The 13,753-nt window shown below is 58.8% G+C and carries 21 protein-coding genes; 18 read left to right on the top strand and 3 right to left on the bottom strand.

All coding sequences use genetic code 11. The annotated features are described in order from the left end of the window. Both V8L70_RS03080 and V8L70_RS03075 read left to right on the top strand, forming a co-directional pair. Positions 1-557: IS3 family transposase (locus V8L70_RS03080; protein ID WP_336268821.1), on the top strand; the 557-nt coding region annotated here is incomplete at its 5' end. An 812-nt stretch (positions 558-1,369) separates the two neighbouring features. Continuing rightward, entirely contained in the window at positions 1,370-1,594 is a 225-nt protein-coding gene (locus tag V8L70_RS03075) for a DUF2188 domain-containing protein (RefSeq protein WP_336268820.1), read from the top strand. A gap of 53 nt (positions 1,595-1,647) precedes the next feature. Here V8L70_RS03075 and V8L70_RS03070 read toward each other — a convergent pair whose 3' ends face one another. The 3 genes from V8L70_RS03070 to V8L70_RS03060 form a co-directional block, all read right to left on the bottom strand. Further along, positions 1,648-2,409, bottom strand: coding sequence for a DNA adenine methylase (locus V8L70_RS03070; protein ID WP_336268819.1), 762 nt, complete (start codon positions 2,407-2,409; stop codon positions 1,648-1,650). A gap of 129 nt (positions 2,410-2,538) precedes the next feature. After that, positions 2,539-3,585: a phage portal protein gene (locus tag V8L70_RS03065; protein ID WP_336268818.1), complete on the bottom strand. Its 1,047-nt coding sequence runs from the start codon at positions 3,583-3,585 to the stop codon at positions 2,539-2,541. Beyond that, positions 3,582-5,360: a terminase large subunit domain-containing protein gene (locus tag V8L70_RS03060; protein ID WP_336268817.1), complete on the bottom strand. Its 1,779-nt coding sequence runs from the start codon at positions 5,358-5,360 to the stop codon at positions 3,582-3,584. Before V8L70_RS03060 ends, V8L70_RS03065 begins: the two co-directional genes overlap by 4 nt. 147 nt (positions 5,361-5,507) lie before the next feature. On the opposite strand from V8L70_RS03060, the gene V8L70_RS03055 reads away from it, so the two are divergent. The 16 genes from V8L70_RS03055 to V8L70_RS02985 all read left to right on the top strand — a co-directional run bounded on the left by V8L70_RS03055 (position 5,508) and on the right by V8L70_RS02985 (position 13,750). Further along, positions 5,508-6,326 (top strand): GPO family capsid scaffolding protein, encoded by an 819-nt coding sequence (locus V8L70_RS03055; protein WP_336268816.1) that lies wholly within the window; start codon positions 5,508-5,510, stop codon positions 6,324-6,326. Between the two features lie 15 nt (positions 6,327-6,341). Next, positions 6,342-7,400: a phage major capsid protein, P2 family gene (locus tag V8L70_RS03050; protein ID WP_336268815.1), complete on the top strand. Its 1,059-nt coding sequence runs from the start codon at positions 6,342-6,344 to the stop codon at positions 7,398-7,400. Between the two features lie 9 nt (positions 7,401-7,409). Continuing rightward, positions 7,410-8,093 (top strand): phage terminase small subunit, encoded by a 684-nt coding sequence (gpM, locus tag V8L70_RS03045; RefSeq protein WP_336268814.1) that lies wholly within the window; start codon positions 7,410-7,412, stop codon positions 8,091-8,093. 102 nt (positions 8,094-8,195) lie between these two features. After that, positions 8,196-8,666, top strand: a complete 471-nt coding sequence (locus tag V8L70_RS03040; RefSeq protein WP_336268812.1) for a head completion/stabilization protein — start codon at positions 8,196-8,198, stop codon at positions 8,664-8,666. Further along, on the top strand, positions 8,663-8,878 hold the full coding sequence (locus V8L70_RS03035) for a tail protein X (protein WP_336268811.1): 216 nt from the start codon (positions 8,663-8,665) through the stop codon (positions 8,876-8,878). The genes V8L70_RS03040 and V8L70_RS03035 overlap by 4 nt, the downstream gene beginning before the upstream one ends. A gap of 23 nt (positions 8,879-8,901) precedes the next feature. Continuing rightward, positions 8,902-9,105 (top strand): hypothetical protein, encoded by a 204-nt coding sequence (locus tag V8L70_RS03030; RefSeq protein ID WP_336268809.1) that lies wholly within the window; start codon positions 8,902-8,904, stop codon positions 9,103-9,105. Continuing rightward, positions 9,095-9,568 carry a lysozyme gene (locus V8L70_RS03025; protein WP_336268808.1) on the top strand — a complete coding sequence of 158 codons (474 nt, stop codon included), beginning with the start codon at positions 9,095-9,097 and terminating at the stop codon, positions 9,566-9,568. The genes V8L70_RS03030 and V8L70_RS03025 overlap by 11 nt, the downstream gene beginning before the upstream one ends. Continuing rightward, positions 9,565-9,987 (top strand): Rz-like lysis system protein LysB, encoded by a 423-nt coding sequence (gene lysB, locus V8L70_RS03020; RefSeq protein WP_336268807.1) that lies wholly within the window; start codon positions 9,565-9,567, stop codon positions 9,985-9,987. The genes V8L70_RS03025 and lysB overlap by 4 nt, the downstream gene beginning before the upstream one ends. Continuing rightward, positions 9,887-10,132, top strand: coding sequence for an Rz1-like lysis system protein LysC (gene lysC / locus V8L70_RS22875; protein WP_431313209.1), 246 nt, complete (start codon positions 9,887-9,889; stop codon positions 10,130-10,132). The genes lysB and lysC overlap by 101 nt, the downstream gene beginning before the upstream one ends. Continuing rightward, on the top strand, positions 10,095-10,589 hold the full coding sequence (locus V8L70_RS03015) for a phage tail protein (RefSeq protein ID WP_336268806.1): 495 nt from the start codon (positions 10,095-10,097) through the stop codon (positions 10,587-10,589). Before lysC ends, V8L70_RS03015 begins: the two co-directional genes overlap by 38 nt. Further along, on the top strand, positions 10,579-11,037 hold the full coding sequence (locus V8L70_RS03010; RefSeq protein ID WP_336268804.1) for a phage virion morphogenesis protein: 459 nt from the start codon (positions 10,579-10,581) through the stop codon (positions 11,035-11,037). Before V8L70_RS03015 ends, V8L70_RS03010 begins: the two co-directional genes overlap by 11 nt. A 76-nt stretch (positions 11,038-11,113) precedes the next feature. Then, entirely contained in the window at positions 11,114-11,629 is a 516-nt protein-coding gene (locus V8L70_RS03005) for a phage baseplate assembly protein V (protein ID WP_336268802.1), read from the top strand. Beyond that, positions 11,629-11,826: a hypothetical protein gene (locus tag V8L70_RS03000; protein ID WP_336268800.1), complete on the top strand. Its 198-nt coding sequence runs from the start codon at positions 11,629-11,631 to the stop codon at positions 11,824-11,826. The genes V8L70_RS03005 and V8L70_RS03000 overlap by 1 nt, the downstream gene beginning before the upstream one ends. 10 nt (positions 11,827-11,836) lie before the next feature. Further along, positions 11,837-12,178, top strand: a complete 342-nt coding sequence (locus tag V8L70_RS02995) for a GPW/gp25 family protein (protein WP_336268799.1) — start codon at positions 11,837-11,839, stop codon at positions 12,176-12,178. Then, the gene (locus tag V8L70_RS02990) at positions 12,175-13,071 is read left to right on the top strand and encodes a baseplate assembly protein (RefSeq protein ID WP_336268798.1); all 897 of its coding nucleotides are present in this window, start codon (positions 12,175-12,177) and stop codon (positions 13,069-13,071) included. The genes V8L70_RS02995 and V8L70_RS02990 overlap by 4 nt, the downstream gene beginning before the upstream one ends. Beyond that, entirely contained in the window at positions 13,064-13,750 is a 687-nt protein-coding gene (locus tag V8L70_RS02985) for a phage tail protein I (RefSeq protein ID WP_336268797.1), read from the top strand. The genes V8L70_RS02990 and V8L70_RS02985 overlap by 8 nt, the downstream gene beginning before the upstream one ends. Positions 13,751-13,753: the final 3 nt, after the last annotated feature.

The following is a 13,753-nucleotide window of genomic DNA, read 5'->3' as shown; positions in this document are numbered from 1 at the left end:
AATACCGCTCCTATCGTGGCCAGCAGGCCAGTGTTCCCAACCTTCTTGCCCGTCAGTTTCAGGCTGAACGCCCCAACCAACGGTGGGTCACCGACGTCACGGAGTTCAATGTCCGAGGCGAGAAGCTGTACCTGTCGCCCGTGATGGACCTCTATAACGGGGAAATTGTGTCTTACACCATGCAGAAACGACCACAGTTCTCGCTGGTAGGGGAGATGCTGAACAAAGCCTTGGCCAAGCTGACCGACCAAGACGCGCCGCTGCTGCATTCCGACCAAGGTTGGCAATATCAGATGCCTGCCTACCGGCGCAAGCTCGCCGAGCATGGGGTGATCCAGAGCATGTCACGCAAGGGAAATTGCCTGGATAATGCCGCGATGGAGAGCTTCTTTGGAACGCTGAAGTCTGAATATTTCTACCTGAATCGGTTCGCCACTATTGAGCAGTTACAGGCGGGCATCCGACACTATATCCATTACTATAACCACGAGCGTATTAAGACCAAACTAAAAGGCCTGAGTCCGGTGCAGTACCGGAATCAGGCCTTGGCCGCTTAGTTGTTCACTGTCCAAGTTTATGGGGTCAGTTCAATTGAGCGGGCTTTCTTAAATTCTGTGGCGGAGGGGGAGGGATTCGAAACCACACTGAGCAGCCAAACTTACAGTAAGCCATTGATTTACATACTACTGTACCGAGCAAACGAAGCATTTCCATTCCCAGCATGTTCCCCAGCTTTTGGCGTTAACACCCTGAAAACGTGCGTGTGCGCATCATGTGCGAGGGCTAGGCCAGAATGTTTGGGGGTATCGGAAAAAGGTAATAAAAGTAACCAAACTCCATATTTTGTCATAAGAAGTTGATATAAATACAATTAAAACAGTCGTTCAAAAGGTAATAATAAGGTAACTGATAGGTGACCTGGTTACCTTTATAAGAGGTGAATTCTCACTTTCAAGAAACCCAATATTTTCAGACACTTATTTTATGATTACCTTTTAGGTCACCTTCTATTACCTTTTAGAGGTAACCAAGAAAATAAAGATAAACAATAACCTACGGTCAAAAATCGTCAAAATTACTACAGTTACCTTTTTCCGACGCACCCAAGCTTTCATGTGAAACCAAGCTGGCCTACCCCACGACCTTTCGCTTTGTGAAGAAATTTGCACGATTCCGCATGAGAATGAGCGAGCGTAATTTGGCCACGCTCCCTTGTAACGGCGCGGTTTAGCGGCCTGTGCATGGGTGCATAAAAACACACAGGTTTAGCGCGCAGGCGGGGCGGGGAGTCGACGGCGCGCCGTGGGTGGGCAGGGCTAGTTTTTTTGGTTTAATATAGCCAAAGCAAACTTCAACTGTAGGGGGCTAGGTGGAAAACTATCACATCTCAAAAGAGGAAGATGAATGGAAGTTCCAAAGAGCCGGAGCCCGGTTGGCCATTGGGCGCGCTGATACTAAAGAGAAAACCATTTTGTTCATGCAAGAATATATGGTTGGTAAAGATGGAGTCGTTGAAATATATCAAGAGGATGGCAGTATCCAAGAAGAGCGTACCTATAGAGATAGCTGTCTCTCTTCTCAGGCTACTGGATAAGCGATAGCCGCCCTCATTGAGGCGGCGTTATTGTTATAGGCCTGACTTCTGTTTCAGCGATTACTGATAATCAGCTCGCCGCGCGGCTCGGTGGCCCGCTGACCGACCGTGTACCGAATTTCAGTAGTTTGAATGTTCAGTCCATGGAAGGCATCGCGCATCTCGGGCGTGTCGTTGACACTGATCACAAACTGTCCCTGCCCTTCTCGGGCCAGCTTGCCCATGCGGTTATACTCCTCAAGCGGAAAGTCGCAGCCGTACCCAGCAGTCCCCCAGTAAGGTGGGTCGAGGTAGAACAACGTCCCTTCCCGATCGTAGCGTTTGATGCACTCCGCCCAATCCAGGTGCTCAACCACTGTACGAGCCAGGCGCAGGTGCGCGGCGCTGAGATCTTCCTCAATGCGCAGCAGGTTCATTCGTGGTGGGGAAACCGCAGAAGTGCCAAACGTCTGGCCGCTGACCTTACCGCCAAACGCTAGCTTTTGAAGGTAGAAGAACCGCGCCGCCCGCTGGATATCCGTTAGGTGGCGAGGGTCGATCTCTCTTTGAGTGAGGTACTCTTCCCGGCTGATCAGCCCCCAGCGGAACTGTTTCACCAGCTCATCAGGGTGGTGCTTCACCACACGATAGAGATTGACCAACTCCCCATGCGCGTCGTTGATCACCTCTACTTTGCTGGGTGCTTTCATAAAGAAGAGCGCAGCACCGCCGCAGAATGGCTCCACGTAGGCGGTGTGCGGTTTGAATAGCGGTAGGATCTGTTTGGCCAAGCGTCGCTTGCCGCCCATCCAGGGCAATATCGGTCGATTCATCATCCATGATACCTGTTCAAATATACAGTATTGATATACAGTAGTTGTTATCGCTTGCGGGGCCGGGACGCTCCCACTGCTTTCATGGATGAAACGAGCGATGTGCGCCTGGTCATGCCAGGCGCTTTTTTATTATGGGTCTAACGAATACTCCTTAAACCGAATCACCTCCTCCCCCAGCACATCATTGATCTCGCTGAACACCGCCTGCACCGGCTCTAGCTCATTAGTCACAAATACCTTGGCAGCCTTCTCCACGTCACCAAACCCGCCGGTGTTATTGGGGATAATGCCCATGAGCTGCGGGGGGATGCGGTGGCCGGCAAGCTGGTCGTCGCGGGTGATGTTCTTGATGGCGGCGAAGTCATCCTTGGCGGCCACTTCACTGATCGGGATGATCTGAATGCCGTCTTTCTTACCGTTGGGGCTGTACAGGAAAAGGTTGCGGAAGTTGCCAACGCCCTTCGACTCTTTAAGTGCCGTGCGCATGGCGTCGATATCTTCCTGGTTGTGGGCAGCGTCGGAGACGTACATCACAAAGCCCGCATGTGAGCCATTGAGGTAATACTTGCGCCGAAACAGCGTGGCGTTTTCGTTCAGGTAGATCGACTGCAACGCGCCCAGGTAATCCGGCACGCCATAAACCTCCTGGTTAATATCCGGTTCCAGCAGGTGAATGATGCTGCCCTCGTCGAACTCGCTACGATCCGACCAGTTGGGCACCCAGAAGTAGCGGCTAAGATCCGCCCCGCGGCGAACGTACTTCGCCCGCGCTGGTTTCAGTGCCAGCAGTCTGTTCAAGCGACCATAAATCTTTTCCAGGTAGCAGTTGCCGAACACCAGGTAATCGGTGGCCAGCGCACTGAACGCCTGGCGGCTTAACAGCGGATGGGGAATAAAGGAACGCACCAGAATATTGCGCTTCACCTGGATAGCTGAGCCATGGTGCGCCGTGGCGCGGTAGGTCTGGGAGAGCGCTGGAAAATCCACCGGTGGCTCATACCACTCATTGCCCAGCATCCAGCAGCCGGTGTAGAAAAAATCATAACCATCGATCACCGGCGTCGGCTCGCCAAAGCTGAACGCCTCCGCTTTGGCAGGCGCGGCCGTGGTTTCGGTGTCTTTCACGTAAGCAGGCACGCGTACCCGCGGCTTCTGCGCTGCTGCCGCTTCGCTCATCCGTACATCTCCATTAGGGAACGGCCCGTGCCGTGATCGACCGGGCCATCGAGTGGTTCATTGTGTAAGGCGTGCATGGTGGCCCACGCCAGGTCAGCGTGGCCGGTTTGGTTATTTCGCCCGGCGGTGTAGGTCATCTGACGACCGGAGGCGGTCAGCTCCCGGCGGATCGCCATAAACGACTGAGCGAGATCCACCCACCCAGCATCGAATTCAAGCCGCCCCTTATTGATGATCTGCTGCGCCTGCATCACCAGGCGCGACTTCATTTCGGGGGTATAGCGGTAACGGGTGACGGTGGGGAAGAACTTCGCCACCAGCTGGGCCACGGCTTCACCGAGCCCCGAGGTATCGACGCCGATAAAGGTCACGTTATAGCGGTGGGTCACGCTGCGAATAAACTCAGATTGGGCCTCATAGTCGCGGCCCTTGAGGCGATGGCGTTCCAGGATGCGGTGCTTACTGTCAGAGGTTTTTGGCGGTGCGACCACGACCAGGCCCGCCCCATCGCCATCTTCACCATCACCGGCCGGATCGTAACCAATCCACACCGGATGCTCGCCATAGGGCCTCGGCGCGAAGGGTTTCAGATCCCGCCAGGCATCCCAGCTATCCACCATGCAGCGCTGCATCATCGCCAGCGGGAAGGCACTTTGCGTGTCGTCCACAAACTCGCACATCAGCAGGTTCGCAAACTCATCGTCGCTGTACTCCAAGCGCAGCTGATCGATGTCGAACAGGTCACAGCCCCCGGCAATCGCATCCTCAATGGTCACGATCTGCCGCCACTGGCCATCAGGCCCCCGCGCCCCGTTCTTCAAGGCCGCGTGGCTGATATCGATCTTCACCCGGTCGGCTTTCTTCTGACGTTTGTTGAACCGGTCACCGGTCCAGAATGGGTAAGCCTCATGGGCAACGGAAGATGGCGTACTGAAGTAGGTCTGTTTCCACTTTTTGTGCATGGCCATGCCCGACGTCACCTTGCGAAACGTCTCGAAGCCATGAATCCAGAAATATTCGTCTAGGTAGGTATCGCCGTGGTAGCCCTGCGCCGTCTTGGCGTTGGTACCCAAAAAGTGCAGCTCCGCGCCGTTGGCGAGAATGATGGGGTCGCCCTTCAGCTCCACCCCAGTGACTTCCTTCACAAACTGCACGATGTAGTGCCGGAAGATGTGCGCCTGGGCCTTGCTCGCGCTCATGAAGATCTTGTTCTTACCTGTCTCCATGGCATCGGCGATCGCCTCGCGGGCGAAGTACCAGGTCGCGCCGATCTGCCTCGACTTGAGCAGGTTACGAATCCGCTCATGCTGCCCCGCCCGGTACCAGCCCCGCTGGTAATCGAATAGCGAGGCCTCGAACGCCTCGACAATCTGAATCACCCCTTCATCACCCACATCGTTGCGGGCCGGTTTCTTTTTCGGCCCCTCATTGCGGCGTTCAATATTGGGGTTCAGGTCAGCTTCCTTCCGGCTGTTCTGGTACTTATGCACCCGCGCTAACCGCTCGATCTGGCGGCCCAGCAGGTCGATCTCCTTGAAGTCTTTCCCTTCCTTTTGCTCCTTCCAAATCAGCTGCACCAGGCGCGCTTCCAGCGCCCCCTCTACCCGCTGGGTCGGCGTCGCGTCATCCCAGGCGTCGCGCTTCTTCCACGAATCAATGGTCGCCCTGGGGACATCCAGGAACTCGGCAATGCGCGCAATCCGCCACCCCATCCAAAAAAGATGGCGGGCAGAGAGGCGGTAGTGGTCGTCGTCGATGTTGGCTTGAGGCGTCATGCCGCCAGCGTACCCGCGCAGGCGCAGTCACGATTGCCCCGCCCGGTGTAAGTCACGCCACTTACACCTAGCTCTCATTGAGCCAAGCCGCGTGTGCGGGGAACCTGACCGCAGCCAAACGCTCAACCCACACACCGAGGCCCGACCATGCCCTGGCACCGCATTGCAAAAGAAGGCGCTACCACTGATGGCCGCACCATCAGCGCCGAATGGCTCACTCAAATGGCCGTCAATTTCGACCCCGACAACTACGGCTGCCGGGTCAATATGGAGCACATCAAAGGCCTGCTGCCGGAAGGCCCCTTCAAAGCCTACGGCGACGTCACCGCGCTCAAAACCGAAGAAGGTGACGACGGCAAGCTAGGCTTATACGCCGAGATCGACCCGACCGATGAGCTCAAAGCCATGGTCGAGAAACGCCAGAAGATCTACACCTCCATGGAGATCGACCTCGACTTTGCCGACTCCGGCGAGGCGTATCTGGTCGGCCTGGCCGTCACTGATTCCCCAGCCTCTCTTGGCACCTCCATGCTCAAGTTCAGCGCGTCCGAGGGTAAAAACTCCCCGCTAGCCGCCCGCAAGCAGCGCCCGGAAAACCTCTTCTCTGAGGCCATCGAAACCGAGCTCTCATTCAACGAGCAAGAAGAAACGGAAGAGCGCGGCCCGTCACTGGCCGAGCGCGTCAAAGCACTGTTCAAAAAGCAGGACGCCAAAACAGAAGCCGGCTTTGCTGCCTTCCGCGCCGATCTGGAAGAGACCCTCGGGCTGTTTGTGGAAAAACACCAGGCACTCAGCGAATCGCTTAAAAAGCGCCCTACTCAGGCCGCCTTTGCTGAGCTCAAAAGCGCCCACGAAACGCTGAAAAAAGAGTTCGACGCGCTTTACACCCAGCTCGACTACACCCCCAGCCGCCCGTCGCGCAAGCCTGCCACTGGCAACGACGGCTCCATCGAAACCGACTGCTAAGAGACGCCCACGCCCATGCGCAACGATACCCGCTCGCACTTCAACAACTTCGCCGCCAAAGTGGCGAAGCTCAACGGCGTCCCGGACGCCACTCAGAAATTTGCCGTCGACCCCACCATCCAGCAACGCCTGGAGAAGCGCATTCAGGAGTCCAGCGACTTCCTCTCGCGCATCAACATGGTCGGCGTCGATGAACTGAAAGGCGAAAAGCTCGCCCTCGGTGTCACCGGCCCCATCGCCGCCCGCACCAACGTCAATAACCAGGATCGCAAAACCCGCGACCTCACCACGCTGGACGCCCAAGGCTACGAGTGCCGAATGACCGAATTCGACACTCATCTGGGTTACGCCAAGCTAGATGCCTGGGCCAAGTTCCCCAACTTCCAGGCCATGGTGCGTGATGTGATCGTTCGTCAGCAGGCGCTGGACCGAATGATGATCGGCTTCAACGGCACCTCCGCCGCTGCCCAAACCGACCCGGTGGCCAACCCCTACCTGGAAGACGTCAACATCGGCTGGCTGCAGCATTACCGCACCCGGGCGCCTCAGCGAGTAATGAAGGACGGTAAAACCAACGGCAAGATCCTAATCGACCACACTTCCACAAAAGATGCCGAAGGCAATAAAACCGGGATTGTCGGTGACTACGCCACGCTAGACGCGCTTGTCCAAGACGTAGTCAATAGCCTGCTTGACCCCTGGTTCCGTCGCTTGCCGAGTCTAGTGGTCATCCTCGGTCGCAATTTAATGGCTGATAAGTATTTCCCACTGCTCAATCAGCTCCCCCCTTCAGAGCAACTGGCTGCCGACCTAGTCATCAGCCAGAAACGTATTGGCGGGCTGCAAGGCATGGATGTGCCCTTCTTCCCCGATAACGCGCTGATGGTCACCACCCTGGATAACCTCTCGGTCTACTGGCAGAACGGTGCCCGCCGCCGCTACGTCACCGAGAACCCACGACGAAACCGCGTGGAGAACTTCGAATCCTCCAACGACGCCTATGTGGTGGAGGACTTCGGTGCGGGCTGCCTAGTGGAAAACATCGAGCTGTCTCCAGCAGCGCTGAACGGTTAAGGAGATACGATGACCAGCCCAGCCCGCCGCCACTTTGAACGCGTCAGCGCCGCCCTAGCGGCCGCTGACGCGGGCGAAACCCCCATGCAGGGCGAAGCGTATGAGCTCATGCAAGCCGCGCTGTTTGAAGACTACCGCCTGCTCAAATCCACCCAATCCATGGAGCGCAAGGCCGAGATCAAGCGCGAGATCCTGCCCAAGTACGCCGAGTACATCGCCGGCGTACTGGAAGCCGGGCAAGGCGCCCAGGACGATGTGCTGATGCGCGTGATGCTCTGGCGTATTGATGCTGGAGACCTAGCCGGTGCCATTGCGATCGCCAAGTACGCTACCAAGCACGGCCTCACCCCGCCGGATCAGTTCGAGCGCGGCACCGCCGCCATCATTGCCGAAGAAGTCGCCGACCAAGCGTTAAAGCAGCTGGATGAAGAGGAAGCCGATACCACCGCCCTACTGGTTCATCTGATCGATGTAGAGCTGCTCACCCGCGACGCTGACATGCACGATCAGATCCGCGCAAAGCTGCACAAAGCGCTGGGTTACGCCTGCCGGGCCACCGGCCAGTTGGAAGAAGCCCAGGTCAATCTGGAGCGCGCTTTATCACTCAACGACCGCATAGGCGTGAAGAAAGATCTCGAACGCCTGGAACGCGAGCTGAAACAAAACGCTGCACAGCCAAAGGCTGACAGCTAACCGAGTCGACCGCCGACGTCAGGGGGCGCGACGTAAGAGTCAGGCGTTTAACGCTGTCGCTCGAACGCCGCCCACCCCCTTTTATTGAATTGAGGTAACCCGATGAGCAGCTTTATCTCGGCAGGCACCACCAGCGAAACGGAAGCCACCGCCATAGAAAACAACGGCTTCTGGCCTGCGATCCAGCCCAGCGACTTCCGGGAAACCCACCGGCTGGATACCACTATTACCCACGCTCGCATCGAAACCGCACTGAAGGCAGCCATGGCCACCGTGAACCGAGTACTGCGCCACTGGCAGCAAGCCAAGGTCAAGGCGGGCTACCCCACCATGGAAGCGTTGCCGATTCCGGTCTGGCAAACGCCGGAAGTCTTCAACGTGCTCTATTTACGCGCTGTTTACTCCACTGCCCACGCCAGCCTGCTGGAACGCTACGCGGATTATGACGCCACCAACAGCGGCCAGGAGCGCGGCGAACGCCTGCAAGACCCTGCCGATGGCTACCGCCGCGATGCCGCCTGGGCGATCAGCGAGATCGAAGGTCGGCCACACAGCACGGTCGAGCTGATATGAGCGCAACAACCGTACACGCACAGCAGCACGACACCCTGGATGCCCTCTGCTACCGCGCTTATGGCACCACCCAGGGCGTCACCGAGCAGGTGCTCGCCGCCAATCCAGGCTTGGCTGACCTGGGGCCGCTACTGCCCCACGGCACGCCCGTCATCTTACCCGCCATCCCCCAGGCCACCCAACGCGCCCCCACAGTGAACCTGTGGGATTAACGTTTTAAATCGCCGAGGCCCGAATGAGCCACCACTTTGAAATCACCACCGAAAGTGCCAAGGCCGCGCCCCCAGCCGTCGTCTCGCTGCTGCACGTTGGTGGCATGACGCCCGCCGACTGGGTCACCGTGCTAACCCTCTTATACCTCGCGCTGCAGATCGGGCTACTGGTTCCCCGCTACCTCTCCCGCCTGCGCCAATACTGGGAGAAACGCCGTGGGTCTTAAAACCAAACTCGGCCTCAGCCTGGCCGCCGGTGCCATCAGTATCGCCACCGCTGTGGTCTCGTTTTACGAAGGGTATGAGTCCACCGCCTACCGCGACCCGGTGGGGATTCCTACTATCTGCTACGGCCACACGGAAACCGCCCGCCTGGGGCAAACCCTCAGCCAAGCCGAATGCACCGCCCTGTTGCAGCAGGATCTGGGCGATGCCTTTGCAGTGGTCGATCGCCGCACAAAGGTCGCACTATCAGCGCCCACCCGCGCCGCGCTTGCCTCCTTTGTTTACAACGTGGGGGCAGGCAATTTCGCCCACTCCACCCTGCTGCGCAAGCTCAACGCTGGCGACCTTCACGGCGCCTGCCATGAGCTAAGCCGCTGGGTCTATGCCAGTGGCAGGCGGTTAAACGGCTTGGTCAAACGCCGCGCTACCGAACGTGAACTGTGTCTGGAGGGGTTAGCACCATGAACCGCCTACTCGCCGCCGTGGTGATTTTAGCGCTGGTCATTGCCGTTACCTGGGCGCTATGGCAGCGCACCAATGCCGCCGAGGCCCGTGCCGATGTCGCCGAACAGCAGCTGGCCGAATCTTTACAGCGGGAAGCGCAAAACATGGTGGTGATCAATGCGCTATGGGACAACGCCCGCCGCCAGGCCAATCAACGTCGCGCACTGGCCCAGCAGCAGGCGTCGCTGGCCCGCACCGCTTCAAACCGCCTCACCACTATCGAGGAACTACACCGTGAAAATGAAACGCTTCGCGCTTGGGCTACCGCTCGCCTGCCTGATGCTGTTAGCCGGATGCGCCGCCGCCCCGCCGTCACCGGCGCCGATGCTTATCACCAATCAGTGCGCGACGCCGAGCCCCTGCACGCTCCCCGCCAGTAACCCGCTCACCAATGGCGAGCTAGACCTACAGCTGGAACGCACCGAAGCCGCCTGGGCACAGTGCGCCGCCGAGGTCGATGCCGTCATCGCCTGCCATGAGAACGCCGATGAAAAAGCTCCACCTACTACGCGCCCATCTGATTAACGCCGTACCGGCACTCGCCAACGACCCCGAACGGCTGCTTACCTTCGTGGAAGAAGGCAGCATCGAATTTCGCCGGGGCCCCAACCTTACCCACGAATACCAGTTCACCGCCCAACTGGTACTCACCGATTTCAGTGCGGATCTCGACACCATCATCGTGCCGCTGCTGAAATGGCTGGCCGAATACCAGCCCGATGCCGACCCAACGGAAGCCATCAGCTTCGAAGCCGAGATCCTCAGCCACAACGCCGTGGATGTCGCCCTGCGGGTGAAGTTGACCGAGCGGGTGCTGGCCAAGATGGATTGCGACAAAGGTGAGATCAAGGTCGACCACGCCCTGCCTCGCTTCGAGGTCACCGGCTGCCCGGCCCCTCGCTGGCAACTGTTGATTCGTGATAGCGAGGTGGACGCCGACTACACCCTGGTCGCCGAGTGGGAAGGTGCGCATGGCGGATAATATGGAAGCACTGGAAGAGTGGGTCGGCCCGCTGCTGGCCAAGCTGGATGTTAAGCAGCGCCGAGCATTGGCCCGCCACGTAGCGCGAGATCTTCGCCGCCGTCAGCGGGAGCGAATACGCGCCCAAACCAACCCGGACGGCACGCCCTACGCCCCGCGTAAGGAACAACGCCTGCGCGCCCAGCAAGGCAGCATCAAACGCCGCGCCATGTTCAGCAAGCTCTCCACCGCGAAGTGGCTCAAGGCCACCGCCCAGGGCGACACCGCCGTGGTGGGTTTCTTTGGCAATGTCGCCCGCATTGCCACCACCCACCAACGCGGCCTAAAAGATCGCGTCAGCCGCGACGGCCCCCGCGTCGAGTACGCCCAGCGAGAACTGCTCGGTTTCACAGCGCTGGATCAAGAGCACATCATGGATTCAGTGCTTCATCACCTAAGCTCGGTATAAGCGGCTCGGTGTAAATAACCCCACTCACACCCGCCACCGCTTCGCCTTCGCCAAACGCCGCCGCAGGATAGCGGCTATGAACATTCCCGAACTCCTCCGCCTGCTGCACAACCTGATCCGCCTCGGCACCATCGCCGAGGTGGATCACGCCGCTGCCCGTGTGCGCGTTAAAACCGGCGAGCTATTAACGGATTGGCTGCCGTGGATCGAAGGCCGCGCAGGCACCACGCGAGACTGGGACCCACCCACCCAGGGCGAGCAGGTGATTGTCTTCTCCCCCGGTGGCGACCCCGCCGCAGGCGTGGTGTTAACCGGCATTGTCAGCGATGCCCGCCCAGCGCCCTCCAGCGATCCCAATGTGATCGGGCGATGGCTACCCGATGGCACCCGCATCGAGTACGACCACAGCAAAAACCGGCTCTTCATCGACTGCGTAGGCCCCATCGAAGTTAAGGCCAAAGGCACCGTGACCGTGGATGCCCCCCTGATCAAACACAACCAGGGCACCGGCGTGGTGACTCAGCAGCATATCTGCCACTTCACCGGCAACCCCCATGGCGACGGTAGCAGCACCGTTAAGGCAGGTAAGTAATGGCCCTTAGCAAAGCCCAGCTTAAAAACCGAATCATCAGCGAGATGCAGAGCCAAGGGGCCACTGCCACGGGCGAACACAGCTGGGTCAACCGCATGGCGGAAGCGATCGCCAACGCGGTGGTGGATGAAGTGCAGGCCAATGCTGAAGTACCCGTTACCGGCGGCTCCAGCGCTGGCCAATACAAGGTGAAATGAAATGCCCGGCATGAACGCTAAGAACGGCCGCACCATGGAACAGCTGGCCCACATCCAGCAATCGGTGACGGACATTCTCACCACCCCAATTGGCTCCCGCGTGATGCGTCGGGACTACGGCTCGCTGCTGCCGGAACTGATCGACCAGCCTTTGAATGGCCCCACCGCACTGCGTGCCTACGCCGCTACGGTGGTGGCCTTGATGAAGTGGGAACCGCGCATTCGCGTGCAGCAAGTCACCCGGCAAGTCTCCACCCAACGCCCCGGACGCTTTGATCTCATCATTAGCGGCCGCCGTGTCGATACCGGTGAAAGCGTCAGTCTGGCCGTGCCGCTCAGGGGGAACGTATGAACAGCCCTATTGATCTTTCACGGCTGCCCGCCCCGGCGGTGATTGAGCCCCTCGACTATGAAACCATCCTCGCCGAGCTAACCGCCGACCTAATCAGCCGAGATCCCGAACTGGCAGACACCCTCGCCCTGGAAAGCGAGCCACTCACCAAACTATTAGAAGTGGCCGCCTACCGTGAGCTGTTGCTACGCCAACGCATCAACGAAGCCGCTAAGGCGGTGATGCTCGCCTACGCGCAAGATGAAGACCTCGAACACCTAGCCGCACTGTTCGATGTGGAGCGGCTAGGAATAGACCCCGGCGACCCAGACGCCACCCCGCCGGTACCACCCACCTTTGAAGTCAACGACGCCCTACGCCGCCGCGTACTGCTGTCATTGGATGGCCTCAGCACCGCCGGGCCAGAGCGCGCCTACATTTATCACGCCCTCAGTGCCAGCGGCGATGTCAAAGATGCCGACGCCTTTAGCGAAGCTCCCGGCTACGTTACCGTCGTCGTCTTGTCGCAATTCGAGAATGGCGAAGCACCGTCCGAGCTATTAAGCACTGTCGATGCTGCCATCAATGTCTTGGATACCCGGCCGCTAACGGATAACTCAACCGCCATCAGCGCCGAAATAGTGCCCTACACCATTCAAGCCGTGCTTCACATTCTGCCGGGGCCGGAAGCCGCCGTAGTACGTGAAAACGCCCTGGCCGCAGCCGAAGCCTACACCCAGGAACAGCATCGCATTGGTGCGCAAGTCACCCTCTCTGGTGTGTATGCCGCCCTGCATCAACCTGGCGTGCAGCGGGTCGAGTTACTCAGCCCCACGGCCACCCTCTCCACCACACGCAAACAAGCGCCCTACTGCGAAGCTATCGAGCTTGCAAGCGAGGTGGTCAATGGCTAACCACCTGCTACCGCCCAACGCCACTGCCACAGAACGCGCCGTCAGTGAAACGTTAAGCCGCACCGACACCATTAGTGTGCCGATTCGCGCACTGTGGCGACCGCAAGAGTGCCCCGAACGGCTGCTCCCCTGGCTCGCTTGGGCGCTTTCAGTAGATGAGTGGGATGAACAGTGGAGCGAGGAACAAAAGCGCAACGCGATAGATGCCTCGGTATACCTGCACCGGCACAAAGGCACACCGGCAGCGGTGCAGCGCGCCGTGGATCTCATCTTTGACGAAGCCGAAGTGCAGGAATGGTTTAACTACGGTGGCCAGCCCTTCCATTTTCGTGTGGTCAGCGAAGGTGCGTTCACCAGTGAGCGCGACTACCAGCGTCTAATTCGCCTAATCGAATCCGCGAAGAACGCACGCAGCTGGCTGGAAGCCATCGTCATTCGAAGTCGTATTACCCAGGCAATCACCCTGGCCACCGCCACCGCGCAAGGCGTGCATACCCGCATGGGGCCGCGCCCGGCAACACCCCGCAACGACCCCAGTGGATTCAACACCGGCTCCGCGCAGCACTGCGCGTCACGCGTTCGCATTTCACCGTGGCAGCTACGCCTGGTGATGGGCGAAGCCGCTACCGCCCACTCAACCGCCTATCACGAACACCGTCATATCACCGTAAGAGGTTAAAAC

Origin of the sequence: Vreelandella arctica, assembly GCF_037070215.1 — a bacterium.
Taxonomy (GTDB): domain Bacteria; phylum Pseudomonadota; class Gammaproteobacteria; order Pseudomonadales; family Halomonadaceae; genus Vreelandella; species Vreelandella arctica.
Note: the sequence above shows the minus strand (reverse complement) of the source record. Positions and strands in the feature narration are given on the sequence as shown.

Bases quoted from the DNA above. Each gene is read 5' to 3' on its own strand.
- V8L70_RS03070 (WP_336268819.1), bottom strand. From the start codon at position 2,409: ATGATGAATCGACCGATATTGCCCTGGATGGGCGGCAAGCGACGCTTG.
- V8L70_RS03065 (WP_336268818.1), bottom strand. From the start codon at position 3,585: ATGAGCGAAGCGGCAGCAGCGCAGAAGCCGCGGGTACGCGTGCCTGCT.
- V8L70_RS03060 (WP_336268817.1), bottom strand. From the start codon at position 5,360: ATGACGCCTCAAGCCAACATCGACGACGACCACTACCGCCTCTCTGCC.
- V8L70_RS03055 (WP_336268816.1), top strand. From the start codon at position 5,508: ATGCCCTGGCACCGCATTGCAAAAGAAGGCGCTACCACTGATGGCCGC.
- V8L70_RS03050 (WP_336268815.1), top strand. From the start codon at position 6,342: ATGCGCAACGATACCCGCTCGCACTTCAACAACTTCGCCGCCAAAGTG.
- gpM (WP_336268814.1), top strand. From the start codon at position 7,410: ATGACCAGCCCAGCCCGCCGCCACTTTGAACGCGTCAGCGCCGCCCTA.
- V8L70_RS03040 (WP_336268812.1), top strand. From the start codon at position 8,196: ATGAGCAGCTTTATCTCGGCAGGCACCACCAGCGAAACGGAAGCCACC.
- V8L70_RS03035 (WP_336268811.1), top strand. From the start codon at position 8,663: ATGAGCGCAACAACCGTACACGCACAGCAGCACGACACCCTGGATGCC.
- V8L70_RS03030 (WP_336268809.1), top strand. From the start codon at position 8,902: ATGAGCCACCACTTTGAAATCACCACCGAAAGTGCCAAGGCCGCGCCC.
- lysB (WP_336268807.1), top strand. From the start codon at position 9,565: ATGAACCGCCTACTCGCCGCCGTGGTGATTTTAGCGCTGGTCATTGCC.
- lysC (WP_431313209.1), top strand. From the start codon at position 9,887: ATGCTGTTAGCCGGATGCGCCGCCGCCCCGCCGTCACCGGCGCCGATG.
- V8L70_RS03015 (WP_336268806.1), top strand. From the start codon at position 10,095: ATGAAAAAGCTCCACCTACTACGCGCCCATCTGATTAACGCCGTACCG.
- V8L70_RS03010 (WP_336268804.1), top strand. From the start codon at position 10,579: ATGGCGGATAATATGGAAGCACTGGAAGAGTGGGTCGGCCCGCTGCTG.
- V8L70_RS03005 (WP_336268802.1), top strand. From the start codon at position 11,114: ATGAACATTCCCGAACTCCTCCGCCTGCTGCACAACCTGATCCGCCTC.
- V8L70_RS03000 (WP_336268800.1), top strand. From the start codon at position 11,629: ATGGCCCTTAGCAAAGCCCAGCTTAAAAACCGAATCATCAGCGAGATG.
- V8L70_RS02995 (WP_336268799.1), top strand. From the start codon at position 11,837: ATGAACGCTAAGAACGGCCGCACCATGGAACAGCTGGCCCACATCCAG.
- V8L70_RS02990 (WP_336268798.1), top strand. From the start codon at position 12,175: ATGAACAGCCCTATTGATCTTTCACGGCTGCCCGCCCCGGCGGTGATT.
- V8L70_RS02985 (WP_336268797.1), top strand. From the start codon at position 13,064: ATGGCTAACCACCTGCTACCGCCCAACGCCACTGCCACAGAACGCGCC.